The organism is Nonomuraea montanisoli (assembly GCF_013363975.1).
Classification (GTDB): domain Bacteria; phylum Actinomycetota; class Actinomycetes; order Streptosporangiales; family Streptosporangiaceae; genus Nonomuraea; species Nonomuraea montanisoli.
Genome location: NZ_JABWGN010000024.1, coordinates 37299 through 62392, shown reverse-complemented (window position 1 = coordinate 62392; position 25094 = coordinate 37299). Strand labels below are relative to the sequence as shown.

Below are 25094 nucleotides of genomic sequence, written 5' to 3'. Positions count from 1 at the left end.
GGCCCCGGCCGCCCAGCGGCCGGGGCCGGCCCATGTCCGCGCCCGGCCCGGCGCTCAGGGCCGCACCTCTTGCTGACTGACCACGCTTGCCGGGCATATGCCGCGTTCCTCTAGGCTTCCTGTGGCGAGACGGTCACGGCATCAGAGGAAGGAGCGGCGTCTCATGAACGTGCCAGCCGACGACGCCGCGCGATCGTGGACGGCGGAGGACATGCGCCTGCGCCGGCTGCCCGACCTCGCCGACGCCGGGGCGTACGTGGTGGACGACCGCGGGCGGATCGTGGAGATCACCGACCGGGCCGAACGGCTGCTGGGCCGCCCCGCCGCGGAACTCCTGGGCCGGGACGCCCACGACCTGCTGCACCGGGGCAAGTACGGCGAGTCCATGCCGCGCAGCCGCTGCACGATGCGGCAGCCCCTCATCACCGGCGGCAGCGCCCAGGGCGAGGACGAGTGGTTCGAGCGCGGCGACGGCCGGCTGATGCGCGTCGCCTGGATGGTGACCCCCTGCCGGCTCGGCACGGGAGGCATGGGAGCGCTGGTGCTCTTCCACGAGATGCCCTCCTCCGCGCCGCCGCCGCACGAGACGGCCGGCGCCACGGCCTCGATGTCGCAGCTCGACCGGCTGGCCCTGCTCGCGGAGACGACCACGACGCTCACCGCCAGCCTGGACGTCGAGGAGACGCTGCGCCAGCTCGTGCGCCTGGTCCTGCCGCTGCTCGGGGACTGGGCGGTGATCGACCTGCTCACCGAGGAGGGCGGGGTGTCGCGCGCCGCCGTCGCGCACCACGAGGACGGTGTCCTGACCTACCAGGACGACCTGGAGGGGCCGATGCCGCCCGTCCCCCAGGAGTCGCCGATGCCCCTGTCGCGGGCGCTGCGCGGAGTCACCGCCACGCTCGTGAGCCCCGAGACCTACCAGGGGCCGCCCGACTCGGGCATCGCGGTCATCCAGCAGGAGCTGTTCCGGGAGACGGGCATGCACTCGGCGTGCATCGCGCCGATCCGCGGCGTGCGGGCCGTGATCGGGGCCCTGACGGTGGGACGTTCCGGGCAACCGGCCGCGTTCACCACCGCCGACCTGCTGCTGGTGGAGGACATCGCCCGCCGGGCGGGCCTGGCGCTGGACAACGCCCGCCTGTACGAGCGGCAACGGCGGGTCGCCGAGACCATGCAGCGTCACCTGCTCCCCCAGCTCCCGTCGGTGCCCGGGCTGCAGATGAGCGCCTCCTACCGGCCCGCGCCCCGCGCCTCGCAGGTCGGCGGCGACTGGTACGACTCCTTCGTCCTGCCCGACGGCGCCACGGCCCTGGTGATCGGCGACGTGGTCGGCCACGACCTGGACGCGGCGGCCGGCATGGCGCAGGTCTGCAACATGCTGCGCGCCTATGCCGGCGCGGGCCAGGAGCCGCCCAGCGTCATCGTGGACCGGCTCGACCTGGCCGTGGCCCGCATGGCCGAGACCACGATGGCCACCGCCGTCCTGGCCCGGCTGGAGCGGCGCGACGACGACGGATGGCGCCTGCACTGGACCAACGCGGGCCACCCGCCGCCGCTGCTGGTCGAGCGGGACGGGCGCACCCGCTTCCTGGAGGAGGGACACGGCCTCCTGCTGGGCACCGGCATCCCCACCGTCCGCGCCGACGCCGCCGTCGACCTGCCGCCCCTGTCCACGCTGGTGCTCTACACCGACGGCCTGATCGAGTCGCCCACCCGGTCGCTGGACGAGGGGATGGCCCGGCTGAGCCGGCACGCCGCCTCGCTCGCCCAGCGGCCCGTCGGCTCGCTGGGCGACGTGCTCATCGACCGCGTCCGCCCCGCCGACAACGACGACGACGTCGCCCTGCTCACGGTGCGCATCCCGGACCACCGCCCGCGCTCCTCCTGAACCGTCACCCCAGCCGGGCCGCGGCCTCCAGCGGCTCTGACGAACGGAGGAAGCGCAGGTCCTCCATGACCGGGGCGACATCCGTGGCGCCGCCGCGGCGCAGGGCCGGGGCCAGCGCGTCGAGATCGGGCCAGCGGGACGGGCGGAGGTGGACGCGGTAGCCGTCCCCGGCGGGCTCCAGGGTGAGGGCTTCGCCGATGGCGAGCCCGCTCTCCGGGAGGTGGGCCGCGGTCGCCCCGGCGGCTCGTTCCAGCGCGGTGACCGAGGTGACCCCGGCGGCGACGGGCAGGGTCGTGTCCGGGCCGGTGACGTGTTCGTGCAGGTCACGCAGGCGGGCGGCGGCGGTCGTCCGAGCCGGGTGCTCCTTGGGCAGGCGGTCGGCCAGCAGCCTCGCCGCGCGGGCGACGTGACCCGGTGGAGGTACGGACGGGCGCTCGCCGAACAGGGCGATCAGCGCCTCCAGGGCGTCCTCGGCGCCGGAGGCGAGGATGACCCACTGCCCGGCGGTGAGCGCGGTGAGCCTCGGGTGGCGTTCCGTCCAGTACGCGAGCGCCCGGTCCAGGTCGGGGCCCGTACGCCAGAGGTCGGCGGGGTCGTCGGGCATGAGCAGCTCGACGACGTCGACGGCCTCGTCGGCGGTGGTGAGGGCCTCCAGGGAGAGCGCGGCGACGCGCAGTCCGCTCTCGGTCAGGCCGAGTTCGCGGGCGCGGGCGGCGTCGCCCTCGCGCAGGGCGGCGACGCGGCCCCGCGCCCAGCCGTCCGGCCAGGAGAGCGTGCGCGCCGAGGTCGACAGCAGGATCAGGCACTGGGCCGGTGACAGGCCGGTGGCCTCGGCGAACGCCCGTGCGGTCGCCTCACGGTCCACGGGCGGCGGGCCGATCTCGGCGATCAGGTCGAGCGCCCGCCGGAGCCGGTCCGGGTCGCCCCAGCCGCGGCAGGTCCGCAGCTCGACGACGCGGTTGCGGGTGAACAGGAGCGGATCGGGGCCGTCCGGGGTGTGGAGGAGCGCCGTGACCGCGTACCCGTGCCCCACCTCCTCGTGGTCGGCGACGGCGGCGGCCATGACGGGGCCGCGGCCCGAGTGGATCCGCCCGAGCTCGTACTCCGGGCGCAGCCGGGCGACGTGCCAGGTGCCGTCGGTGCGGAGGAGTTCGGGGACGGCGGCCAGTTCCAGGAGTCGCGCGCGCCCGCCGCCCTCGCCCCACGCGGCCTCCAGGACGGCGGCGCCGAGGCGGCCCAGCGTGTTCTCGACGCCCTTGACGGCGGTGGCGTCGAAGGTCGCGATCTGCTTGTCGTACGGCACCTCGACGGCGGCGCGGGCGAAGTGGACGATCCTCTCGTACGCGGACTCAGGCCCCGGATCGTCCGGCTCGGCGGACTTCTCGGACCGGACGGCGGGCACCGCGGAGGCGGGCGCCGGGCGCAGGTGGGGCGGCGGGGTCAGCGCCAGGCGGTCCAGCAGGGCGAACGCGCGCTCGCGGCATTCGACGGCCGTCCACACCAGGAACGTGACGCCCCTCAGGAGCGACTCGTCGGTGATCTCCGGCAGGAGCGGGCGGAGCCGTCCCCTCAGCTCGTCGCGGGCCGCGTACTTCTCCGCGTACCCGCTGTCGGGGTCCAGCACCCGCATGAGGCCGGCGGCGAGCGCGGCGTCCGCGACGTCGATCAGCTCCTGCGCCTTCTTCTCGTCGACGGCGCGCAGCGCCCTGGATCCCTCGGGGTCGCGCGGCCGCATCGCCGACCACCGGCCGGGAGGCGCGACCAGACGGGTCCCGGACGCGTAGCGGTGGCGCTCGACCGTGCCGATGTTCTCGGCGCCGTTGTGCTCGGGCACGCCGCCCCAGCCGCGGACGTAGCGGCCGATGGTCCGCCCGGCCGGGTCCCGCAGCTCGATGATCCGGCCCCGGCCGCGCCACACGGTGGCCTCGGCGCCACCGGGGAAGGCGACCCGTTCGCCGTCGGCCGGCGCGACGCGGCGGGCGGCGGGGTGCGCGCTGCCGTGCGGGCAGTGCGGACCGTCGTGGTCCAGGACGGTCACCCGGCCGTTCACGGCGATCAGGCAGCGGTCGGAGAGGTCGCGCGCCTCGGTCCGTTCGTGGGACCGGTGGGAGATGTCCTCGTAGGTGCCGAAGCCGTGGGACGGGCCGACTCCCTCCGGTGTGACGACGGAGGCGCGGAACTGGTGCTCCCAGAGCCGGCCGGACTCGATCAGGAGCAGGTCGGCGCCGCTCTCCTCCAGGTAGCCGGTGATGGTGTTGACGTGGCCGGGAACGAAGGCGGGCAACTCCAGTTCGTCGAGGACGCCGCCGCTCAGCGTGGCGGCCAGGGCGCGGGCCGGGTCCGTCCCGGTCGCGATCGTCCGGACGCTGTCCAGGAGGGGGCCGGGGACTCCGGCGACGGTGAACCGTTCGGCGTCGCACAGGGCGGCGTGCGCGTCCGGGAGCCCTTGATCCGGTACTCGCCCGGCGTGCTCGGCCAGGATGGCGGCGACGATGCGCGCCGTTCCCGGTGTCGCGGTCAGGGCCCGTACGGTCTCGGGGGCGGTCTGCTTCGGGACGGCGGGCTCGGTGACGTTGAGCTGGTTGGCCACGTTGCCCACGATCGCGTCGCGCAGCAGCGGAGCCCAGTCCGGGTCGGCGGCGACGGCGGCCAGGTCGGTGCCCGCTCCGGAGGCGAGCCGGTCGTACAGCTTGAACGTGTGCAGCAGCCGCGGCCGCGCGAGCGGGACGCCGCGCTCCAGGAGGAGATCGAGGAGCGGCAGGTCGGCGGCGGTCTCCTCCCAGCGGTTGACCTCGTCCTCGTCCACGCCCAGGACCGCCTCGTGGTCGTCGCAGGTGAGGCCCTGCGCGCGCAGCCGCGTACCGGCGTCGTGCAGGAGGTCGCCGAGACCGGCGACGGGGAGGGCGAGCCCCGCGTACCGCCTCAGGAAGCGGCCGAGCCAGTCCTTCGCCGCCGCCCCCGCCAACCCGGGGGACGTGGTGAACGGGGCGGTCAGGCCCGCGTCCGCGAGGTTGCCGAGGAGGAGCGACACCGCCGCGCTCTTCGCCTTGGGGCTGTCCTTGGCGGGCAGCGGCAGGGTGCCGAGGAGCGCGCGGCCGACGCCCGCGTCGGCCCGTGCCATCGGGCCGAGCAACGGAAGGACGAACGTCCAGAGGGCCCGCGGCGCCGACTCCATGCAGCCGCTGTCCAGCAGGGCCCGGACGGCGCGTTCGTCCTCGGGCCCGCCGAGCGCGTGCCCGGCGGCCTTCGCCAGCGCCGCCCAGCCGTCGGCCAGGGCCAGCGCGCCGTCCGCGCCGTCCGGGACCTCCTCGCACCACGCGGTGAGCAGGCCGCGGTGCCAGCGGTACGCGCCGGGGGCGGGATGGCGGGCGGCGAGCCGCTCGCCGTGCTTCTTGAGCGTGGCCGTTCCGGCGGCGTCCGCGCCCGCGGCGAGGTGCGCCGCGACGAGCGCGGCCTCGTCGACCGGCAGCGCGTGCGCGTCCTCGGCGGCGCGGGCCTTGTCGAAGAAGGCGGCGGCGAAGCGGTCGCTGCCCGCGGCGGCCAGGATCCGCGCGCACTCCTCGAAGAACGGCGGCAGCAGCTCGGGCGCGTGCGTCTCCAGGTCGTCGCCGGTACGCGTCAGCGCGGTGCGCGCGAGGCCGGGCTTGCGGGGGGCCAGGCCGCGGGCGGCCCGCAGGTCGGTGTGCGCCGCCAGGATGCGGGCGCGGTGCGCCGGGTGGCGGTGCAGGGCGGAGGCGAGGAAGCCGAGCGGGCCCGCGTGCACGGCGCCGACGCCGGTCTCCGCCACCGGGTCCAGGTCGTACAGCGACTTCTCGGCCTTGTCGCCGTCGACGGCCGCGCGCCGGACGAGTTCGACGACCGGCTCGTCCAGGACGGAGTGCTCGTAGCGGACGGCGACGCACGTGTCCTCGCCGGGGCCGGCGGGCGGGCCCGGCAGCACCGCCTCGGCGCGTAGCAGCACCTCGCGCGTCGGGCCGGTGATGCCGGAGGGCGCCACGGTGCCGGGCTCGCCCTGGTGGGCGTCGCAGTAGCGGGAGTACGCCTCGGCCGCCTCCACCTCCGGCTCCGCCTCGTCCACGGTGCGGGTCGCGTACAGCGCCATGAGGACGCGGACGCCCTCGGACCAGGCGATGTCGCCGATCTCCCGGCCACCCGCGGTGAAGCTCAGCCCCGCCAGGTAGGCCGGGCTCATCGGCCCGCTCCAGTCCAGGTCGATCTCGACGCCGAGCGGCTCGGGCGCGTGCACGGTGAACCGCGCCCTGTCCCCCTTGATCCGCCCGCCCAGCTCGTGCACGCGGCGCTCGAACGCGGCGCCGCTCTCGTACCGGGCGTCCAGGTATCCGAAGAGGCCGACCAGGCCGAACGCGCGGTCCATGCTCGCGGGACGCGTCCACACCTCGCGGCCCACCTGCTCGACCACCTGCGTGAGGTACCGTCCCCGCCAGACGGGCAGCTCGTCGCCGAGCAGCAGCGGGTGCGGGATCGCGAAGGCGTCCGCGCCGGTCCACGCGCCCTCGCGCAGGAGCGCGCAGCGGCCGAGGTCGGGCGCGCCGTCGACGATCGGGGCGATGACCAGGTCGGTGAGCGTCTCGCGCCACACCGGGTCGTCCCACACGGCCGCCAACACCGTCGCCGGGACGGGCAGCGACCGCACCATCCAGGACTCGACCCGGTCGCGCACCGCCCGCGCGTGCTCGCCGAGCCGCTCGCAGAGGGCGGCGAGCCGTACCGCGGCCGGATCCTTCCTGACGTCGGCGGGCACCTTGGCCAGCACGCGGCCCGCGGCCGTCCGGCAGGCGAGCACCGGCCGTCGCGTCCCCTCGACGGTGAGCTCGTGGCCCGTCGCGATCCCGATCCATCCCATGGGACGCCATTCTTGATCATCCCTACGACATTCTGCGGGAAACGGCAGATTCACCCGCGGTGGCCGGGCCGGGTGGAGGTCACGCCGCCGCTCTCCGGGGGCGACGCCTGGCCGCTCTCCGGCAGCGCGGCCAGGCCCCACGCGGCCCTGATCCGCTGGAGGCTGGAGCGGGCCAGGACGTCGGTGCGGCCGATCTCCCGCTGCGCCCGCGCCAGGGCCGCGAACGAGCCGGGGAAGTCCGGGTCGGCGGCCGCCGTGACGGCCTCCTCACGCAGGTCGTCGGTGAAGATGCCGCCGATCGTGTCGAGGTAGTGGGCGCGGTTGGCGAGCGTGGCGCCGAGCTTGTCGCCGCCGGGCGTGAGGGCGGCCTGGCGGGTGATGTTGGGCGCCAGGCCGCCGAGGCCGCCGTGCGCGGCGACCAGCGGCGCGTGGAAGAGCTGCAGCAGCTCCTCCCCGTGGCCGCCGGGGACGGCGCTGTTGGCGACCCGTTCCAGCTCGCGCTCGACGAGCGCGGCGGTGACCTCCGACAGCGGGCACGGCCGTTCGGGCGTCACCCGGGCGATCGCGGCGCGGGCCATGCGCAGCAGGTCGCGGGGGCTGCCGCCGGACAGGCAGTAGAACAGGGCCGAGAACGGCGCGGGCAGGCCGACGACGCGGGTGTCGAGCAGGCGGACGGAGGTCTCGTAGTCGAGCGGGTCCACGCGGACGACCTCGTCGATGGCGCTGTCGAAGGCGTCGCGGCGGCCGAGCGGGGCCAGATCGGCCTCGCGCAGCGCCTCGTCGGAGACCGACAGGACGAACAGGCAGTGCGGGACGTCGAAGACGGCCTTGAGCTCGTTGAGGAAGTCGCGCGCCGCGGTGGCCGGGGCGATGCGGTCGAGCTCGTCGACGCCGACCACCAGCCGCCGCCGTACGGGGGCGTCGTGCAGCTCCGCCGCCACCCGGCGCAGCAGCGTCCGCAGCGCGTTCACGATCTCGGGGTACGTCATCGGCTGGTGGGCCAGGCTGGTGCCGCGTTTCATCGACACGCCGAAGCCGCCCCAGCCCAGGTTGGCGTTGGACTCGTTGGAGCGGGTCTGCACGCTGCGCACCCGCCGCAGCTCCCGCTCGGCCAGCGCGGCCGTCTTCAGCCCGGTCGCCCTGACCCGGCGGCAGAGCACCTCCAGCAGGTGGAGCATGAACTCGCGGCGGTCGTAGGCGACGGGCGCCATGACCTCCACGCTCAGCCACTCCTTGCGCGCGGGGTTGCACAGCTCCTTGAGCAGCTCCGTCTTGCCCACCCCGCGCGGGCCGGCCAGCGCCACGCTGCCGCCGGCCATGGCGTCGGTGATCGACAGCAGCGCGGCCTCGGCCGCGGTGCGCACGTGGACGTCGGGCGAGCGCACGTTGCTCAGGCCGGGGGCCGCGCCGATGGCGAGGCTGACGGCGTGCGGGCGGGCGACCTTGCCGCTGATCTCGCCGCGCAGGAAGCCGAGCAGGCTCTCGCGGAGGGCGTCCTGCCAGACGTTCGAGAGCCGGGTGACCTCGTCGTCCAGGTCGAGCTGCCTCAGCTCCTCCAGGGCCGTGGCGCCGGCCGCCCCGTAGACGGCCAGCGCGCCGAGGATGATCAGCCATTCCCAGGCGTAGTGGTCCTCGAACTCGGGGACGCGGCCGGTGGTGAGCTGCCAGGCGACGTCGCTGGCGCCCTCGCCCAGCGAGATCGCGGAAAGCAGGAGCACCAGCACCGCCGTCGTCGCGGCCGTCACCATCAGCCGGCGGTCCTCGTCCGGCGGGCCGCCGGAAGGCTTCTCCGCCACCACCACGTACCCGAACCAGACGATGCAGGCGAGTCCCGCGACGACGACCGCCATCCCGATCAGGGCGTACAGGGCGTACTCCAGCACCTCGGCGACCGTGACGACGTGGTGCTGCCCGTACGCCTCCTGCAGCCTGCCGGCCCAGGTACTCGCCATGATCGACGCCAGGATGAGCACGACGGCGACGATCCACACCGCCCACGCCAAGAGCCGCTTCAGGCGCCGCCGCCGGCGCGTGGCCCGCACATCGGCCTGGGCCCGCCGCCACTCCTCCTCCGCCGTCCTGGCCTGGGCGAGGACGAACGCGCGATGGTCGCCGGCGGTCCGCCGCAGCTCGTCGGCGGAGGGGGCGCCGGGCTCGGCCAGCGCGGAGACGATCTCGGGATCGCGCAGGGCACGGGTGAGGAGCCTCGCGTAGACCTCGCCGTGGACGTCGCTCATCGGCCTCCGCTCTGTGCGGACGGGGGACGGCTGGAGGCACATCGTCGCACGGAGATCGCCGCGCGTCAGCCGGACTCCCGTCCGGGATCAGAAGCGGAACATCGCGGCGAACCCGTCGAGGAGCGCGGGATCCCCCTCCACCCGCAGGCCGCCCTCGGCGAGCACCTCCCCGGGGCTCTTGACGCCGCTCATCAGCTCGCGGATCGGTTGGCCGGCCAGCCGTTCGACGACGAGGTCGGGGGCGGGGTGCGGGCCGAGGCCGCCCGTCAGCGCGCCGTCGGTGACCTGGAGGTGGAGCGTGAAGTCGCCCATGCGGACCTCGTACCCGACGGTGATCCCCCGCGCCCGCTCCGGGCGGAAGGCGGTGCGGAAGGACATGGCGACGGACTCGGCGGTGACGACCTCGCCGGGGCGGGGTTCGTCGAGCGTCCGCGCGCCCCAGCGGCCCAGCGCGATCAGCGCCGGTTCGAGGTCGCGCCCGTAGCCGGTGAGCTCGTAGACCACCGCGCGCTCGGGGTGCGGCAGCGCGCGCCGGGTGGCCAGTCCGGCCTCCTCGAGCTGCTTGAGGCGGGCCGACAGGATGTTGGTCGGGATGCCGGGCAGGCCGGTGCGCAGGTCGGTGAAGCGCCGGGGCCCGGCGAGCAGGTTGCGGACGATCAGCATGCTCCACCGCTCGCCGACCATCTCCATCGCGCGGGCCAGGCCGCAGAACTGCCCGTACTCACGGTGCGCCATGATGCGCATCCTAACGCAAGCTGCAGTTGACAGACCATAGTTGCAAAAGACAAGCTTGCTGCCCATCGGCCCGAATACCACCGAAACGGAGAGAGACATGTCCTTCCAGGCGTACCTCGACACCATCGAGGACAAGACCGGACTGACGCCCCGCGCGTTCATCGCGCTGGCCGAGGAGCGCGGCTTCCACGACCCGGCCACCAAGGCCGGGGTGATCATCGATTGGTTGAAGCAGGACTACGACCTGGGCCGTGGGCACGCGATGGCCCTGGTCCACGTGATCAAGAAGGGCCCGAAGATCGACGCCAAACACGTCGGCAGCTCCGGATCCCACCGCGACGCGTCCGACACCCTGTGGCTGGACGGCAAGGACAACCGGCCCTGACGAGCCGCTTCCCACCGGGCCGCTTCCCACCGGGCCGCTTCCCGCCTTCGGGAACAGGCGCGCGAGCCGCGGGCGGCCCCGTCCCAAACCCCCGCACCAGGTACGACCGGCGCCCGCCGGTCAGGCGCACCCGGCCGAACACCTCGACCGGCACCGCCATGTCGAAGACCACCGTCCGCTCCGGCGCCTGGAGCGCCACCGTGCGCACCAGCGCGGCGAACGCCGCGTCCCGGCCGGGACATGACCGCGCACGGTGCCGGCGACGCGGGCGGTCGGGCAGCTCGGCGCGCTGATCCATAGCATCGCGATAGAGGGAAACTGGCTTGTCCCCGGGCGGCGTCGCCGCGCCTACCGTGACAGCACCCCCCACTGTCCGAGGAGACACGATGCCAAGACCCCTCCGTCTCGCGCTCTCTCTCGTTCTCACCGTCGCGTTCCTGCTGGCCACCTCGCCCGCGCAGGCGGCGGCCCTGGTCCAGGTCCTCCGCTACGACGCCGGCCGCGCGGCCGAGTTCCGCGGCGCGGTGGACCAGGCCGCGCAGATCTGGAACTCCAGCGTCGGCAACGTCCGCCTGGTGGCCGGCACCCCCGCCCACTTCGTCGTCACGGCCGACAACGGCTGGCCGCGCACCCTGCCCACCAGCCTGGGCCGGGGCACCATCTGGATGGGCCGGCAGGCCACCTCGCAGGGCTACAACCCGGTGCGCATCGCCGCCCACGAGATCGGCCACATCCTCGGCCTCCCCGACCGGCGCACCGGCCTGTGCTCCGACCTGATGTCCGGCTCCAGCGCCCCGGTGAGCTGCACGAACGCGAACCCGAGCGCGGCCGAGCGGGCCGAGGTGGACCGCAACTTCGCCGGCGCCACCCCGCTGGCCGAGTTCGGCCGGCTGTACGTGGACCGCTGAGCGCCACCGAGCGTCGCGGGCGAGACAGATCGAGAACCGGCGGCCCCATGACCACAGAAGTGATCATGGGGCCGCCGGTTCTTGTCATCGCCCGCTGATAGCGTCCGCCGAATCGATCTTCCACGCGAAAGGCGAACGATGCCGCACCATTCCGCCGCCCCGGCCGAATACCTGGATCCGGACGTTCTCCTCCAGCTCAGGCGGCTGAATGCCCACCTCCCCGAGGACTTCGCGCCCCGGGAGTGGAGCGTGACCACGCCCGCGGGCGAGTATCCGGTTCCTCCGTCCGTCCAGGCGCTGCTGGCCGTGGTCTGGCCCGCGGACGAACTCCTGCGCACGGACGACGACTTCGAGTGGGAGGTCACCCTCTACTCCGGCGGAGAGGGCTCGGAGACCGAGCCGGGCCTCGTGGCCGAGGACCGCGCCTGGTACACCGTCGGCCACGACGAAGGACAGTGGTTCCTGCTCGTCGACCTGGCCGAGGCGGCGACGAGGACCGACCCGGCGACCTACCGCGTCGACCACGAGGGCGGCCAGCCCGTCCCCGCGGAGGTCCGGCTCTCCCACAGGCTCCTCGACCTCAGACGGTCGACCGCCGTCATCGACTTCGGACGCGCGTGCGCCTGGGGCGACGCGGAGGCCATGCACGCGGCTCTGGAGAGCGGCATCGGCACGGGGCCGCTGGAGCGGTCCGGCCTCACGCCGCTCCACCTGGCCGTGTTCTCCGGCTCGGCGGAGACCGTCCGGATCCTCCTCGAGGCCGGAGCCGATCCCGACGCGATGCTCACCGACACCGTCGACAGCGACGACACCTACGTCTGGTCGACGTACTTCCAGACCTACCGCGGCAGCCAGACGAGTGTCGATCCCGTGTCCTGCTGCAGCAGCAGAGGCAACACCCCTTTGCACGCGGTTCTGGAGAAGTTCGACGGCGTCGGCGACGCCGACGGCGAGGGCGAGTCGCTGCTGGACATGGTCAGGCTGCTGCTGGCCCACGGAGCGCGGCACACGATCCTGGCCGCCGACGGCTACAGTCCCGCGGACATCGTCTTCAGCATGACCATCAGCAGGTCGCCGACCGACGCCCCGGAGGTGTACGCATGCCTCCGGCTGTTGTACGACGCCGGAGCGGAACTGGTCACCTACGCGGACCGGACCCCTGAGGGGACATCCCCGTAGTGCGCCCGCCTCACCCGCTCGCCGCCTGACCGGCGTCGCCGGTCTGCTCGTCCACCATGTACTGCGCGTACCAGCCAGGCCAGTCCGCGTCCGGATGCCCGAGCTCCTGCTCGTGCCGGCCGTGCGCGGCCTCCGCGCGGCGCAGGGCCTCGGCCAGCTCGGCCGCGGAATCGAAGGTCACCGACATCTCGCTTCTCCTCCCGGTTGAACGGCCGCTCGGTGGTCACCGGCCCGGCAGGCGGGTGGTGACCTCCTGGAGCAGCCAGCCGTTGCCGTCGGGGTCGCTGAACGAGGCGAAGGAGCCGTAGCTCCGCCGCTCCGGCGCGGGGCCGGGCACCCGCCCGTCGGTCCCGGCGTGGTGGAACACCCCGCCGGCGTCGTGGAACACCTCGCTCACCTCGGCCCCGCACTCGACGAGCTCGGCCCGGGCCGCGTCGATGTCGTCGACCACCAGGTGCAGGCCCTGCGCCGAGCCGGGGGCCGCCGAGGTGACCTCGGCGCCGAAGATGACCGAGCACGCCGAGCCGGGCGGGGTCAGCTGCACCACCCGGAAACCGTCGCCGCCGGCCACGTCGGCGTCCTCGCGCCACCCGAGCGCCTTGTAGAAGTCCTTGGCGCGGTCCACGTCGGCCACCGGGATCACCACGACCTCGAGTCTCATGTCCACGGCGTCGGCTCCTCCCGTCCGGTGCCGGCGGCCGGATGCGCCGCCGGGCTGCTGTCGTGTCACGGGGGGCCTCCCTTCCAGCCTCGCCCCCTTCGCCGCCGAAGTCCAGGAACGGTCAGGGCGCGCCGTTCCGTCACCGTTGATCGACGTGTCCTTGGTCGGCGGCCGTGGCGTCGAGGCGCTCGAACGGGCCTGGGAATGGGTGAGCGACGTGCACGAAGGGCAGCTCCAGCGCCTCGCCCGACGAGGCGAGCGCGACGGATCGCCCCACTAGGTCCTGTCGTCAAAAGGAGCACGTCAAGCCAGCGTGAACACGTGCATGATGTGTCGGTGGGACATCTACCTGTCGACGTGCGCGCTTCACTCCGGCTCTTCGCCTATTACTTGGCGAATGGCACCATCGACGTTGACCTGCTCGACGGTGTGGACTATCGCCCCGCTCTCTTCCAGTTCGGCTCGCCTCTGGAGCAGGTCTTTGCGATCTATTGCAATGTGCTCCAAGTCGATGCGAACGGTGAGGTTCTGAACGAAGCAGACGCTCAGTACCGAGTCGCACAGTGGATTCGCGCCTACTGCGACCAGAGCTACCAGGTCGAGCCTCCGTTCCAGGCTTGGGAGACTGAACTCCACGGCCCCTGAAGGGCCAATAGCTGTCGTCGGGCATCAGGCCCACATGAACAGCGAGGCGAGGGTGACGACTGCTCGGTAGGACTCGGCGGTCTTGTCATAGCGGGTGGCGATGCCGCGCCACTGCTTCAGCCGGTGGAAGCACCGTTCCACGACGTTGCGCCGCTTGTAGAGCTCCTTGTCGAAGCGGGGTGGGCGTCCGCCCAGGTTGCCGCGCCGGGCCCGGTTACGGATCTGATCGACCCGCTCGGGGATCGTGTGGGAGATGCTTCGTCGCCGTAGCCAGGTCCGGATGGCCCGGGAGCTGTAGCCCTTGTCGCCCAGGACGTGGTCGGGTCGCACTCGGGGGCGCCCCAGGCCGAGGCGGGGCACTCGTATCGCCTCCATCACGGCGGTGAACTGGGTGCAGTCGTTGGCGTTCCCGCCCGTGATGGTGAAGGCGAGTGGTCGGCCGAGCCCGTCGCAGGCCAGGTGGATCTTGCTGGTCAGCCCTCCCCGCGAGCGGCCGAGCGCTGGGCTGTGAGGCCCCCTTTTCGGGCGCCGGCCGCGTGTTGGTGGGCGCGCACGACAGTGGAGTCGACCGACACCAGCCATTCGATGTCCCCGGACGCGTCTGCCTGGGCCTGCGCGGCTCGGAGCATGCGCTCGAAGGTGCCGTTCAGGGCCCATCGCCGGAAACGGGTGTGGAGCGTGGCCCACGACCCGTACCGCTCGGGAACATCCCGCGAGGCCGTGCCGGTACGGAACTTCCATACGATCCCGTTGAGGACCTTTCGGTCGTCCAACCGTTTTCGCCCCCGCGAGGAGACCGGCAACAGCAGCCGGACGAACTCCCACTCGGCATCGGACAGTTCATGACGACGTATCACCTGACCATGATCCACGATGCTAGATCATTTGAAGACACCACCTAGCGACGTCTCCGTGGGTGGCGCGGGAGGCATGGGCCCGGCAGCGGGTGCGCGGCGGGCGCTCGACGTCGCCACCGGCCGGGGCCGAGCTCGCCGGGCGGGAAAGGAGTTTGCCGGTGGGCACGGAGCCGTGGGAGCCTTGGGGTCCGTCTTTGGAAAGGGCTGACCCGTGACACTCGGCATGGTTCTCGGCGACCGCTCCTCACGCGCTTCGACGCGGGAGCCGTAGCCCTTCCTGCCCTTTCCTGCGCGCCCGTGCCACGGCACGGGCGCCTCCGGCCCGCTCCTCGTCGACGTGCGTCTCGTGCCCCATCCGCACGTCCGACCACGAGGAGCATCTGGTGGCCACCGCCCACTGGACCGAATCCGGCACGCCCCGATCCGCCCGCTGGCATTCCGAGAGCGCGACGCCGCCCCCCGCCCGGGTGGTCGTCGCCGACGACCGCACGAAGGCCGACACCGCCTGCCGCCTGGCCCGCGAGGGCACCGCCCTGCTGTGGCGGGGCGACTTCCACAACGGACGCCACCTGCTGCAGGCGATGGGCCGGCGTCTCGACCGCGTACCTCCCGGCCCGGGTGACAGCCCGGCCGAGACCTTCCACCTGCACCGCCGCGCGCGCGGCCACCGGGCCCGCCTTCTGAGCGGGCTGCTCGTGCTCCTGGAGGACGACCACTGCCTGCGCCTGCGCAGGGCGCCGGACGTGCGCCTGGCGTGCGCGGAGGCCTACGGGCCGCCGCGCGAGCCGACGCTCGTCCCCCTGAGGGAGCTGCTGGGCGTGATCGGGGCGCACGAGTGGCGTAGGAAGGGCGTCCCGGTCCCGGCCCTCGGCGCCCGCGTCCATCCGCACTACGGGGTCTTCTCGCCGGTCCGCGGAGAGTACGTCGACCTGGTCGCGCGGGCCCCGCTGCCCGCGCCGGCCGGGCCCCGGACCGGTCCGCGCACGGCGTTCGACCTCGGCACCGGCACCGGCGTGCTCGCGGCCGTCCTGGCCCGCAGGGGGGTCGGCCGCGTCGTGGCCACCGACATCAGCACCCGCGCGATGGCCTGCGCCCGCGACAACGTCCGCGGGCTCGGCCTGGCCGGGCAGGTGGAGGTCACCGGCCCGGCCCTGTTCCCCGACGGACGCGCCGACCTGATCGTGTGCAATCCCCCGTGGATCCCCGCCCGGCCGACCTCGGCCCTCGAACAGGGCGTCTACGACCAGGACGGCGCCATGCTCCGCGACTTCCTCGGCGGGCTCGCCGGGCACCTGCGGCCGGGCGGCGAGGGCTGGCTCGTCCTGTCGGACCTGGCCGAGCACCTCGGGCTGCGGACGCGCCGCGACCTGCGGGCCGCCATCGCGGCGGCCGGGCTGCGCGTCGCGGGCAGGCTCGACACCCGGCCCCGGCACCCGCGGGCGAGGGACGCCGCCGATCCGCTCCACGCCGCGAGGAGCGCGGAGGTCACCTCCCTGTGGCGCCTGACCGCCGGCTGACGGGTCACCTCCCGCCCATCGGCCGAGCACGCACGACAAGACCGTCCTCCCCCAGGGCGGTCATCCCGCCACCTTGTCCAGGAACGAGTACAGGTTGGCCCGCACCCGGGCCACCTTCTCCTCCGGCGTGAGCGACTCGTCCACCAGGCCGCCGCCCGCCGCCTCCCTCTTGCCCCGCGCGTAGAGGGAGCAGGCGAGGTCGGCGCACAGGTACTGCCCGACGGTGTTGCCCTGGCGGCCGGCCTCCCCGGTACGGCGCGCCGTCATCAGCGCCACGCCGCCGCTGGTGTGCGTGGTCAGGCACAGCGAGCACATGCTGCGCGAGGTGAAGGCGCGCTGCGCGCCGGAGGTCACCCGCAGCGCGACGCCCACGAGGCGGCCGTCGCGCTCGGTGACGAGGTAGGCGCGTTCGGGGGCGCCGGGATCTCGCCAGCCGAGGAAGTCGAGGTCGTCCCAGGGCCGCTCGTCGGGATCCCTGGGCAGGCCGAGCCGCTTGGCCTCCCCCTTGGAGCAGTTGACGAACGACGCGCGGATGTCGGATTCGTTGACAGGTCTCATGGGCCGCGACGCTAGCCGTTCTTAACGGTAGTATGCAAATACTTAAAACCTGTAAGTTGAGAGAGGGTGACGCATGGCGCGAGCCGGACTGACCGCCGAACGCCTGACACAGGCCGCGGCGGAGCTGGCCGACGAGATCGGCTTCCCGAACGTGACCGTCTCGGCGCTCGCCCGCAGATTCGGCGTCCAGCCCGCGGCCCTGTACGCCCACGTCAAGGACATCCAGGACCTCCGCGTCAGGGTCGCGGCGCTGGCCCTGACGGAGCTGGCCGACCGGGCCGCCGGCGCCCTGGCCGGCCGCGCGGGCAAGGACGCGCTGGCCGCCTTCGCCAACGCCTACCGCGACTACGCGAAGGAGCACCCCGGCCGGTACGCCGCCTGCCAGATGGAGCTCGACGACGAGACCGCCATCGTCGGCCCCGCACGCCGCCACGCGGAGATGACCCGGGCGATCCTGCGCGGCTACGACCTCCCGGAGCCCGCCGAGACCGACGCCGTGCGGATGCTGCACGGCACCTTCCACGGCTACGTGAGCCTGGAGACGGCCGGCGGGTTCCGCCGCCACGAGCGCGACGTGGACGCCTCGTGGTCCAGGGCGCTGGACGCGCTCGACCTCGTCCTCAGGAACTGGCCCTCCGCCTGAACCCCGCGCCCCTGGCCGTCACCACCACGGCGGCGGCCGTCATCGCCGACAGCACGCCCCAGGCCGCGCCGAACCCGCCGGTCACGTCCCTGAGCAGGCCGAGCGCGGGCGGCGCCAGGATCACGGCGACCTGCGTGACGGCCATGGCCAGCCCCAGGGCGAACCCCGTCCTGCCGGGCGGCGCCGACTCGGCCAGATGCGCCACCCACGGGCCGTACCAGCCGATGCCGAAGAACCCCAGCCAGACGAACAGCAGACAGGCCGCCACCGGCGAACGCCCCAGAGGCGTCATCAGCGCGACCATCCCGGCGGTCACGGCCACCATGCACACCAGGACGCAGGCGTACCGCCCGGACCTCACCCGGTCGCTCCAGGCCGCCAGGCACACGCGCCCGGCGACGCCCGCCCCCTGGACCGCCACGAGCACCAGCGCCGCCGACCCCGCCTCGACGGAGGCCGCCTCGTGCAGGTGCAACACGGTCAGGACGCCGACGCCGCTGTGCACCGAGACCAGGCACGCCCCCGACAGGAGGATCCGCACCATGGCCGGCTCCCGCAGCATCCGCAGCCGCGACCCGAGCGACGCCCGCGGCTCCCCACCGAGCGCCCCCCGCGACTCCACGCCGGGCGCTCCCCGCGACTCCACGCCGCGCGACGCGCCCGGCTCGGGAAGGCCCGGGACGGGCGGCCGGCGGTAGAGGCCCATGAAGGCGACCGCCCCCACCAACGCGACCAGCCCGCCGGCCAGGAGCGATGCCCGCCAGCCCGACGCGGCGGCGAGAGCGGGCAGCACCGCCGCCGCCACGACACCGCCCAGCGGCAGACCCGCCTGCCGCACCCCCATCGCCAGCCCCCGCTGCGACGCGTCGAACCAGGACGCCACCGACTTGCTGCCGCCGGGCTGCACGGTGCTGTACCCCGCCCCCACCACCAGCAGCACGAGCAGCAGCGACGCGTATCCGGGCGCCACGCTCCCCACGCCCAGACTCACCGCGACGACGCAGGCGCCGATCCCGACGACCCACCGCTCGTCGTAACGGTCCAGCAGCTCCCCCGCCACCAGCAACCCGGCCAGCGGAACGAGCTGCGCCGCCGACAGCAGCAGCCCCAGCTCCGCCGCGCCCACGTGCAGGTCGCGCTGCAGGTGGACACCCATCGCCCCGATGCCCTGCACGAAGAATCCCGAGGCGGCCTGGGTGAAGGTGGCGACGCCGAGGACGACCCACCGGTATCGCGCCGGCTCGGCCGGCCGTACATCCGTGTGCTGTGTCACGCCGACCACCCTGATGTAATGGTCTTATGCACCTCAACCCTTACGGCGAGGGCGCCGTGAACCTCGCCGCCGACCTGGCCAACCGGCGCCCGGCGACCGCCGGGGAGCTCGCGGACCGCTGCCGCGCCGCCGGGCTCGTGCTGCAACGCCCGGTCATCCCCGGCGACCTGGACCTCACCCTGGCGGCGCTGGACGCCTGGGAGGAGATCGTCGACGCCACCGGCGAGCACGAGCGCGCGGAGCTGGTCAACCGCATGCTGGCGCGGTGGGCCGCCCATCCGCGGCTGACCGACCACGCCGGCGGCTGGCACCTGCACTACCGCGACGACCTGCTGCCGCTCGGCTCCGTGCTGTCCTCGCTCATCGCCGTGGGCACCGCGCTGCACCTGGTCGGACGGGGCATGCACCGGCTGCGCCGCTGCGCCGTGACCGAGTGCGCCACGATCTTCGCCGACACCTCACGCACCGGGCGGCAGCGCTACTGCTCCCAGCGGTGCGCCAACCGCGACGCCGTACGCCGCCACCGCGCCCTCAGGTCCAGTGGTCACGCTCCGGCAGGCACAGCCACACGTCGGGCGGCCCGATGACCGCCCGCTCGTCGGCCACCCGCAGCCCCACGTACGCGCAGCAGTAGGCCACCGCGTTCCCTTGGTACAGGTACGACAGGAGCACCTCCTGGGGCCCGTCCTCCTCCCACGGCTCGCCGCCGGGGCGCAGGCGCCAGTCGACGATCTCGCCATCACGCGCCACACGCCCCTGGTCGCCGCTCTTGGGATTGGCGTACATGGCGGAGCAGACCGTGCCCGTGGAAAGGCGCCTCATGGCGTCCGGTGCAGCCGGGACGTACCCCCACGGCTGGCTGACGACGCAACCGCCCGGCACGTCCGTGACCCCGACGAAGCGCATGCTCTCCTCGGCGAAGGGGTCGATCTCGTCCAGGAACTCCTCCGGGTCGATGACCTCGACCGTGGCCTCCAGCCGCCGCACCGCCTCGGCCGCGTCGATCCCGGCCACGCACGCCACGGAGAAGCCGTCGTGCTCGACGCCGCCCAGCACCGCCGTCAGCCGGTCGGCCTCCGCCACCAGCGCGGCCTCGTCCTCCGACAGCTCCGCCGGGCCGCGCGCCCCGGCCGGCCACTCGAACAGGTCAGGATCCGGGCCGGCCAGGCTGAGGCGGCCGGGCGACCAGCCGCTCATCATCGGCCGCCACGGGTCGGCCCCGGCGGCCACGAGAGCGCGGGCGACGTCATGGCGTTCCTCGTACACGGCGACCCAGAGCGCGCTGCGCCCCTCGAACTCCGCGTCGACGTCCGCCACGCACCCCGCCAGTTCCACGACCTCCGCGAGCGACCCGTCCTCGACTGCCTCGTGCAGATCCACCACGTCGTCGTCCATGCCCGTGACCCTCCTCAACACCTCGGGGAAGATCACATGGTGCACCACGGGGGCGACAATTCTCGTGGCCCGGCCGGGGATCCGGGGTCAGTTGCCGCCCGGCTTGTTGGGGGTGACGTTGATCTGGCCGGTGTCGGTGACGATGATCTGGATGCGGCCGTCCTTGACGGCCTGCCACATCACCGCGCCCTGCGGGCCCAGCACGTCCTTCAGCTCCTTGATCGCCTCCAGCTCGGTGCGGGCCTTGGCGTTCTTCGCCTTCTGGGCGGTGTTCTCCTCCTGCGCCTGCTGGACCGCGGCCATCGCCTCGCGCACCTTCTGCGGCGGCTGCGGCTGCTGGAGGGTGACCGAGAACTTCTCGAAGAACGCGGTGCCGCCCTGCTCGCGCAGGAACTGGCCCATGTACTCGCCGACCTTCGCCTCCCACTGCTGCTTGGCCTGCGGGTTGACGTAGGTGAGGTCGCGCCAGGCGAACTCCTTGCTGGCCGCGTCCAGGGCCCGGTCGAGCGGCTGGCCGACGTAGACGCTGAGCAGCTTGCGCCAGCCCGCGTCGGTGTAGGCCTCGTACTTGAGCCCGATCTGCTCGTGGAACTGCTGGAGCGTCTTGCAGTCGCCCGTCAGGGAGAAGGTGACGACGCCCGAGACCCGCATCTCCAGCGGGTCCTTGGTCCACATGGTGAGCGGCCCGGACTCGGCGCCCGGCTTGGTCCTGACGCCGTCGGCGTCGTTCGGGTCGGCGGCGAACTCGAACGTGCGCTGCCCCGCCGGGTAGACGTAGCCCTTGTCGCCCCAGCCGGACACGTCGCGGACGCCGGGGTCCACGCAGTTCTGGAACGTGGTGTCGGAGAACATGCCGGCGTCGTAGACGATGCCCTTCTCGTCCGGCTCGGGGATGGTGACGGAACAGCCGGCGAGCAGGAGGGTGGCGGCCAGCGAGGCGACCGCGGTCGTGCGTCTCATCGGTTTTCCCTTCTTGTCGCCGATCACGGTATTGCAGTGATGACGGAGGGGAAGGCGAACCGGCCGACGCCCTTTACTATGTAGATTTATGAGTGCGGGTCGATCATGCTGATGCCGAGCATGCGGGCGCCCGTCTCCGTGCGCGGACGATGCCGGCTGCCCGGCGCGAACACCACGTAACTCCCCGGGCCCAGCGTGCGTCCGCAGTCGATGAACTCGCCCGACACCACGTAGTAGCGCTCCTCGCTCTCGTGCACGTCCACCTCCGGCCACTCCGCCCCCGGGGCGAAGTCGTACATCCAGCCGCGCGCCAGGTCGGTGACCGGCAGGCCACGGCGGACGATGCCCGGCGCGACCTCGACGGCCTCGATCTCCTCGACGTTGAGCACCTGCATGAGGGATTCGTTCGTCATGGCCCCATCGTGGCGGCGGGCGCCCCGGCCCGCCCAGTGTCTTGATTGTCATCTACCGGTACTTTCCTGCCATGGGTCTTCACCGGGTCGTCGCGCTCGTCATGCCGCCGCAGTCCACGTTCGAGCTGGCGTGCGCCGCCGAGGTCTTCGGGCTGAGCCGCCCCGGGCTGCCCGCCCGGTACGCGTTCACGGTCTGCGCCGAACGGCCGGGCCCCGTGCCGACCCTGGCCGGCTACGCCATGGTGGCGGGCGAGGGGCTCGCGGCGCTGGAGGCCGCCGACACGGTGGTGATCCCGGGATGGCAGCGCCCCGGCGCACCCGCCTCCCCCGCCGTGCTCCATGCGGTGCGCGCGGCTCACCGGCGCGGGGCCCGCGTCGTGTCCATCTGCTCCGGCGCCTTCCTGCTGGCCGAGGCCGGGCTGCTCGACCGGCGCCGGGCCACCACCCACTGGCGGATGGCCGGCGAGCTGGCCGCCCGCTTCCCCGGCGTCCTGGTCGAGCCGGACCTGCTCTACGTCGACCTGGGCGACGTCGCCACCAGCGCGGGCACCGCCGCCGGCATCGACCTGTGCCTGCACCTCGTGCGCGCCGACCACGGCGCCGCCTACGCCGCGCGGGTCGCCCGGCACATGGTCATGCCGCCGCACCGGGAGGGCGGCCAGCTCCAGTACGCCACCCCGCCCGCCGCCGGACGCCTGCCCGACTCCCTGGCGCCGCTGCTCGACTGGGCCCTCGACCGGCTGCACGAGCCCCTCACGCTCGACGGCCTCGCCCACCGGGCCCGGGTCTCGCCGCGTACGCTGGCCCGCAGGTTCGCCGGCCAGCTCGGCGTTAGCCCTGGCAGGTGGCTGCTCCAGCAGCGCGTCGCCGCGGCCCAGGCGCTGCTGGAGGAGACGGACCTGCCGCTGGAGGCGATCGCCGCCAGGGTCGGCCTGTCGTCGGCCACCAACCTGCGCCGGCGTTTCCACGCGATGACGCGCACCACCCCCGCCGCCTACCGCCGTTCCTTCGGCCGCCGCCAGGACCGGCCGTGAGGCGCGGGCGAACGGCCGCGGGCCGTCCTGACCGCCGGCGACAGGGTGTCCGGGGAGGGATCGACGTGGCCGATGATCGGATGTCCGCCGCTCTGACGCCGTTCGTGGCGAGGCTTTCCGCCTACGACCTCGGGCCGGATCCGGCGGGGGCGCACCGGGGGCTTCCCTCCTCCACGGTGTCGATCACGATTCCCGGGCACGACTCGCTCGACATCGGCTGGGCCGGGCGGCCGGGCTCACGCCGACGGCTGCGGGCCGTCGTGGCCGGGCTCCATCTGCATGCGGCCGAGCTGCGGCAGCAGGGGTACGCCCGCGGCGTGTGGCTGACGCTCAGCCCGCTGGGCGTCCGCGCGCTGCTGGGGCTGCCCGCCTCGGCGCTGGCCGGGCACGTCGCCGAGCTCGCCGACGTCGTCCCGGCGATGGCGGACCTGCCCGAACGGCTCGCGGCCTGCCGGTCCTGGCCGGAACGCCGCGCGCTGGTCGAACGCCGCCTGCTCGACGGCCTGGCCCGCCACGACGGACGCGCCGACCTGTCCAGGATGCGGGCCACGCTGGCGGCCCTGTCCGGGACCGGCCGGGTGCGGGAGGCCGCCGAGCTGCTCGGGTGCTCCCGCCGGCACCTGAGCGGCACGGTGCGCGCGGAGCTCGGGGTGACGCCGAAGGAGTACCAGCGGCTCGTCCGCTTCGAGACCGCCCGGGGCCGGCTGGTGGCCGCCGCCGGCGCCGGGGAGATCAGCCTGGCGGCGGTGGCCGCCGCGTCGGGGTTCGCCGATCAGGCGCACTTCACCCGGGAATGGCGGTCCATGGCGGGGTGCACGCCCACCGAGTGGCTGCGCGCGGAAGGCCCGGACGCCCGTTCCCAGAAGTTCAAGACCTCGCCGCCCCTCGGCCGCACGATGGGCACATGACACAACAAAGCCGTATTTCTCCCCGCCTCATCGTGCCCGACCCGGACCGCGCGTCGGCCTTCTACCAGGACGCCCTCGGTGCCGAGCAGGTGTTCCGCGCCCCGGCGGAGGACGACGGGCGGCCCTCCGTTGTCGAGCACCGCATCGGCGGCTCGTCCTTCCGCGTCTCCCCCGCCGTCTCCTCGTGGGGCTGGCTCTCACCCGCTGATCTCGGCGGCTCCGCGGTGCTCCTGGAGATCGAGGTCGACGACCCGGACGCGGTCGGCCGGCGCATGACCGCGCACGGGGCCGAGGTGGTCGTGCCGATCGAGAACCGGCCCTACGGCAGACGCTCGGGCCGGATCCGCGACCCGTTCGGCCACCTGTGGATCATCACCGGCGAGCTCCGTACGCTCGCATGAACCCGTGGCTGCGCTCCACCTTCGATGAGCCGGGATCCCGTCGTCTCATGTTCCGTCGCAGCGAAGACTGAGCATTGTCATCGAAGGTTGATCACGACTACGGTGTCTCACCGAAGGTTGAGTGACTGCTGGGGCTTGATGTCCGTTCTCACTGGCCCTTTCAGCGTCTCACTGTGTTGCGCGCGGATCTGCCTGGTAGCCCGGTTTGCGGTTGGCGAGAGCATGGACGCGATCTCGGTCGTGCCGATGAGTTTTGTGCGGACCCGTGGTCGATACGGCTGGACACTCCGACAGAAGCACAGGGAGGCAGTGGTGAGCGTCGACGACTCCGAGCAGGAGCACACCATCCGGGCCGGCGGGCGGGGGACGCGGGTGAGCGGTCCCAGGGTGTTGGTGGCGGGGGCGAGCATCGCGGGACCAGCGCTGGCCCATTGGCTGCGCCGGCGGGGGGCCGAGGTGACCGTGGTGGAGCGCGCGCCCGAGCTGCGTCCCGGCGGGCAGGCGGTGGACGCGCGCGGGGTCGCCAAGAAGGTCATCGGGCGCATGGGGCTGGACGCGGCGGTGCGTGCGGCGTGCACCGACACCGCCGGCGCGCACACCGTGGACGCGGACGGGCACGTGCTGGAGACCTTCCGTGCCGACGACGACGGTGGCGACGGGTTCATCGCGGACATCGAGATCCTGCGCGGGGACCTGTCCCAGGTGCTCTACGACGACACCCGCGACGGCGTCGAGTACGTCTTCGGCGACCGAATCGCCGGGCTCGCCCAGGACGCGGACGGGGTCGACGTGGTCTTCGCGGGCGGCGACCGGCGGCGCTTCGAGCTGGTGGTCGGGGCCGACGGGCTGCACTCGGCGCTGCGAGCGATGGTCTTCGGGCCGCATGAGCGGTTCCTCCGCCACCTCGGGCACGTGCTGGCCTTCTACAGTGTGCCCAACGAGTTCGGGCTGGACCGCTGGCTGCTCGAGTACCAGGACCAGGAGTCCGGGCGCTCCGCCCTCCTGCGGCCCATCCAGGACGCCACCCGGGCGATGGCCATATTCTCCTTCGCCTCGGCCGACTTCGACGTCGACCACCGTGACGTCGCGGCCCAGAAGGTCCTGCTGCGTGAGCGGATGGCGGGCCTGGGCTGGTTGACCCCGGACATCCTCGCGCACCTGGACGACACCCCGGACTTCTACCTCGACCAGGTCGCCCAGGTGGTGATGGACCGCTGGTCGAGTGGACGGGTGGGGCTGATCGGGGACGCGGCGTTCAGCTCCTCGCCGATGTCGGGGCAGGGCACCGGGCTGGCCCTGGTCGGCGCCTACCTGCTGGCCGGAGAGCTGGCCGCCGCCGGATGGGACCCCGACGCCGGGTTCGCCCGCTACGAGGCGCGGATGCGCTCGTTCGTCGAGGCCAACCAGGAGATCGGCCGGTTGAACGCCCGCAGCCGCGACGTCCCCGGGCCGGACGCCGAGCCGCGCCCCGATTTCGCCGGCGCATGGTTCACCGAGCTGGTCGGGCGCGCGATCAACGGCGTCGAGCTGCCCGACTACGCAGGGGTGCCGGACTACGCAGGGGTGCCGGACTCCGCGGCCCCGGCCGGATCGCCGATCACCTCGTCGGCCAAGCCGTAGGCACCTGCGAAGT

At 73.6% G+C, this 25094-nt stretch carries 23 protein-coding genes and 1 pseudogene; 13 read left to right on the top strand and 11 right to left on the bottom strand.

Features of this window, described 5'->3' with window-relative positions:
- Window positions 1-163: 163 nt before the first annotated feature.
- Complete coding sequence (locus HTZ77_RS41880) at window positions 164-1888, top strand: SpoIIE family protein phosphatase (protein ID WP_175595347.1); 1725 nt, start codon at window positions 164-166, stop codon at window positions 1886-1888.
- 4 nt (window positions 1889-1892) lie between these two features.
- Here HTZ77_RS41880 and HTZ77_RS41875 read toward each other — a convergent pair whose 3' ends face one another.
- From HTZ77_RS41875 to HTZ77_RS41865, 3 genes are all read right to left on the bottom strand, one after another.
- On the bottom strand, window positions 1893-6752 hold the full coding sequence (locus HTZ77_RS41875) for a DUF4132 domain-containing protein (RefSeq protein ID WP_175595346.1): 4860 nt from the start codon (window positions 6750-6752) through the stop codon (window positions 1893-1895).
- A gap of 50 nt (window positions 6753-6802) precedes the next feature.
- Window positions 6803-8989, bottom strand: a complete 2187-nt coding sequence (locus HTZ77_RS41870) for a P-loop NTPase fold protein (RefSeq protein WP_175595345.1) — start codon at window positions 8987-8989, stop codon at window positions 6803-6805.
- Between the two features lie 87 nt (window positions 8990-9076).
- On the bottom strand, window positions 9077-9724 hold the full coding sequence (locus tag HTZ77_RS41865; protein ID WP_175595344.1) for a winged helix-turn-helix transcriptional regulator: 648 nt from the start codon (window positions 9722-9724) through the stop codon (window positions 9077-9079).
- Window positions 9725-9821: 97 nt separating this feature from the next.
- Between HTZ77_RS41865 and HTZ77_RS41860 the strand changes: the two genes are divergently transcribed.
- The 3 genes from HTZ77_RS41860 (at window position 9822) to HTZ77_RS41850 (ending at window position 12196) form a co-directional block, all read left to right on the top strand.
- A complete protein-coding gene (locus HTZ77_RS41860; protein WP_175595343.1) occupies window positions 9822-10109 on the top strand; it encodes a DUF4287 domain-containing protein in 288 nt (95 codons plus the stop codon).
- 386 nt (window positions 10110-10495) lie between these two features.
- Entirely contained in the window at window positions 10496-11017 is a 522-nt protein-coding gene (locus tag HTZ77_RS41855) for a snapalysin family zinc-dependent metalloprotease (RefSeq protein WP_175595342.1), read from the top strand.
- A gap of 138 nt (window positions 11018-11155) precedes the next feature.
- Window positions 11156-12196 (top strand): ankyrin repeat domain-containing protein, encoded by a 1041-nt coding sequence (locus HTZ77_RS41850; protein WP_175595341.1) that lies wholly within the window; start codon window positions 11156-11158, stop codon window positions 12194-12196.
- 10 nt (window positions 12197-12206) lie between these two features.
- On the opposite strand, the gene HTZ77_RS41845 is transcribed toward HTZ77_RS41850, so the two are convergent.
- The gene (locus HTZ77_RS41845) at window positions 12207-12377 is read right to left on the bottom strand and encodes a hypothetical protein (RefSeq protein ID WP_175595340.1); all 171 of its coding nucleotides are present in this window, start codon (window positions 12375-12377) and stop codon (window positions 12207-12209) included.
- A 42-nt stretch (window positions 12378-12419) separates the two neighbouring features.
- Window positions 12420-12857 (bottom strand): VOC family protein, encoded by a 438-nt coding sequence (locus HTZ77_RS41840; protein ID WP_175595387.1) that lies wholly within the window; start codon window positions 12855-12857, stop codon window positions 12420-12422.
- Window positions 12858-13011: 154 nt separating this feature from the next.
- Here HTZ77_RS41840 and HTZ77_RS47905 point away from each other — a divergent pair, with 154 nt between their 5' ends.
- Complete coding sequence (locus tag HTZ77_RS47905) at window positions 13012-13137, top strand: hypothetical protein (RefSeq protein WP_268960267.1); 126 nt, start codon at window positions 13012-13014, stop codon at window positions 13135-13137.
- A 41-nt stretch (window positions 13138-13178) separates the two neighbouring features.
- On the top strand, window positions 13179-13502 hold the full coding sequence (locus tag HTZ77_RS41835) for a DUF7677 family protein (protein WP_205304624.1): 324 nt from the start codon (window positions 13179-13181) through the stop codon (window positions 13500-13502).
- Between the two features lie 24 nt (window positions 13503-13526).
- On the opposite strand, the pseudogene HTZ77_RS41830 reads toward HTZ77_RS41835, so the two are convergent.
- Window positions 13527-14359: pseudogene (locus tag HTZ77_RS41830) on the bottom strand (IS5 family transposase).
- A gap of 383 nt (window positions 14360-14742) precedes the next feature.
- Here HTZ77_RS41830 and HTZ77_RS41825 point away from each other — a divergent pair.
- Entirely contained in the window at window positions 14743-15876 is a 1134-nt protein-coding gene (locus tag HTZ77_RS41825) for a methyltransferase (protein WP_175595339.1), read from the top strand.
- Window positions 15877-15936: 60 nt separating this feature from the next.
- Here HTZ77_RS41825 and HTZ77_RS41820 read toward each other — a convergent pair whose 3' ends face one another.
- The gene (locus tag HTZ77_RS41820) at window positions 15937-16434 is read right to left on the bottom strand and encodes an FBP domain-containing protein (RefSeq protein ID WP_175595338.1); all 498 of its coding nucleotides are present in this window, start codon (window positions 16432-16434) and stop codon (window positions 15937-15939) included.
- 73 nt (window positions 16435-16507) lie between these two features.
- Here HTZ77_RS41820 and HTZ77_RS41815 point away from each other — a divergent pair, with 73 nt between their 5' ends.
- Window positions 16508-17077, top strand: a complete 570-nt coding sequence (locus tag HTZ77_RS41815) for a TetR/AcrR family transcriptional regulator (protein ID WP_175595337.1) — start codon at window positions 16508-16510, stop codon at window positions 17075-17077.
- Here the strand turns inward: HTZ77_RS41815 and HTZ77_RS41810 are convergent.
- Entirely contained in the window at window positions 17055-18350 is a 1296-nt protein-coding gene (locus tag HTZ77_RS41810; protein ID WP_175595336.1) for an MFS transporter, read from the bottom strand. The two genes, HTZ77_RS41815 and HTZ77_RS41810, sit on opposite strands and share 23 nt — an antisense overlap.
- A gap of 26 nt (window positions 18351-18376) precedes the next feature.
- Between HTZ77_RS41810 and HTZ77_RS41805 the strand changes: the two genes are divergently transcribed.
- Window positions 18377-18937, top strand: a complete 561-nt coding sequence (locus HTZ77_RS41805) for a CGNR zinc finger domain-containing protein (RefSeq protein ID WP_175595335.1) — start codon at window positions 18377-18379, stop codon at window positions 18935-18937.
- On the opposite strand, the gene HTZ77_RS41800 is transcribed toward HTZ77_RS41805, so the two are convergent.
- The 3 genes from HTZ77_RS41800 to HTZ77_RS41790 all read right to left on the bottom strand — a co-directional run bounded on the left by HTZ77_RS41800 (window position 18882) and on the right by HTZ77_RS41790 (window position 21118).
- Window positions 18882-19793 carry a DUF6461 domain-containing protein gene (locus HTZ77_RS41800; RefSeq protein ID WP_328809082.1) on the bottom strand — a complete coding sequence of 304 codons (912 nt, stop codon included), beginning with the start codon at window positions 19791-19793 and terminating at the stop codon, window positions 18882-18884. The two genes, HTZ77_RS41805 and HTZ77_RS41800, sit on opposite strands and share 56 nt — an antisense overlap.
- Before the next feature lie 39 nt (window positions 19794-19832).
- Window positions 19833-20705, bottom strand: a complete 873-nt coding sequence (locus HTZ77_RS41795; protein WP_175595334.1) for an SPFH domain-containing protein — start codon at window positions 20703-20705, stop codon at window positions 19833-19835.
- Window positions 20706-20791: 86 nt separating this feature from the next.
- Entirely contained in the window at window positions 20792-21118 is a 327-nt protein-coding gene (locus HTZ77_RS41790) for a cupin domain-containing protein (protein ID WP_175595333.1), read from the bottom strand.
- 71 nt (window positions 21119-21189) lie between these two features.
- Here HTZ77_RS41790 and HTZ77_RS41785 point away from each other — a divergent pair, with 71 nt between their 5' ends.
- The 4 genes from HTZ77_RS41785 (at window position 21190) to HTZ77_RS41770 (ending at window position 25081) form a co-directional block, all read left to right on the top strand.
- Window positions 21190-22152, top strand: a complete 963-nt coding sequence (locus HTZ77_RS41785; protein ID WP_175595332.1) for a helix-turn-helix domain-containing protein — start codon at window positions 21190-21192, stop codon at window positions 22150-22152.
- A gap of 65 nt (window positions 22153-22217) precedes the next feature.
- The gene (locus HTZ77_RS41780) at window positions 22218-23060 is read left to right on the top strand and encodes a helix-turn-helix domain-containing protein (RefSeq protein ID WP_328809081.1); all 843 of its coding nucleotides are present in this window, start codon (window positions 22218-22220) and stop codon (window positions 23058-23060) included.
- Window positions 23057-23461 (top strand): VOC family protein, encoded by a 405-nt coding sequence (locus tag HTZ77_RS41775; protein ID WP_175595331.1) that lies wholly within the window; start codon window positions 23057-23059, stop codon window positions 23459-23461. Before HTZ77_RS41780 ends, HTZ77_RS41775 begins: the two co-directional genes overlap by 4 nt.
- A gap of 312 nt (window positions 23462-23773) precedes the next feature.
- Window positions 23774-25081, top strand: a complete 1308-nt coding sequence (locus HTZ77_RS41770; protein WP_205304623.1) for an FAD-dependent monooxygenase — start codon at window positions 23774-23776, stop codon at window positions 25079-25081.
- Window positions 25082-25094: the final 13 nt, after the last annotated feature.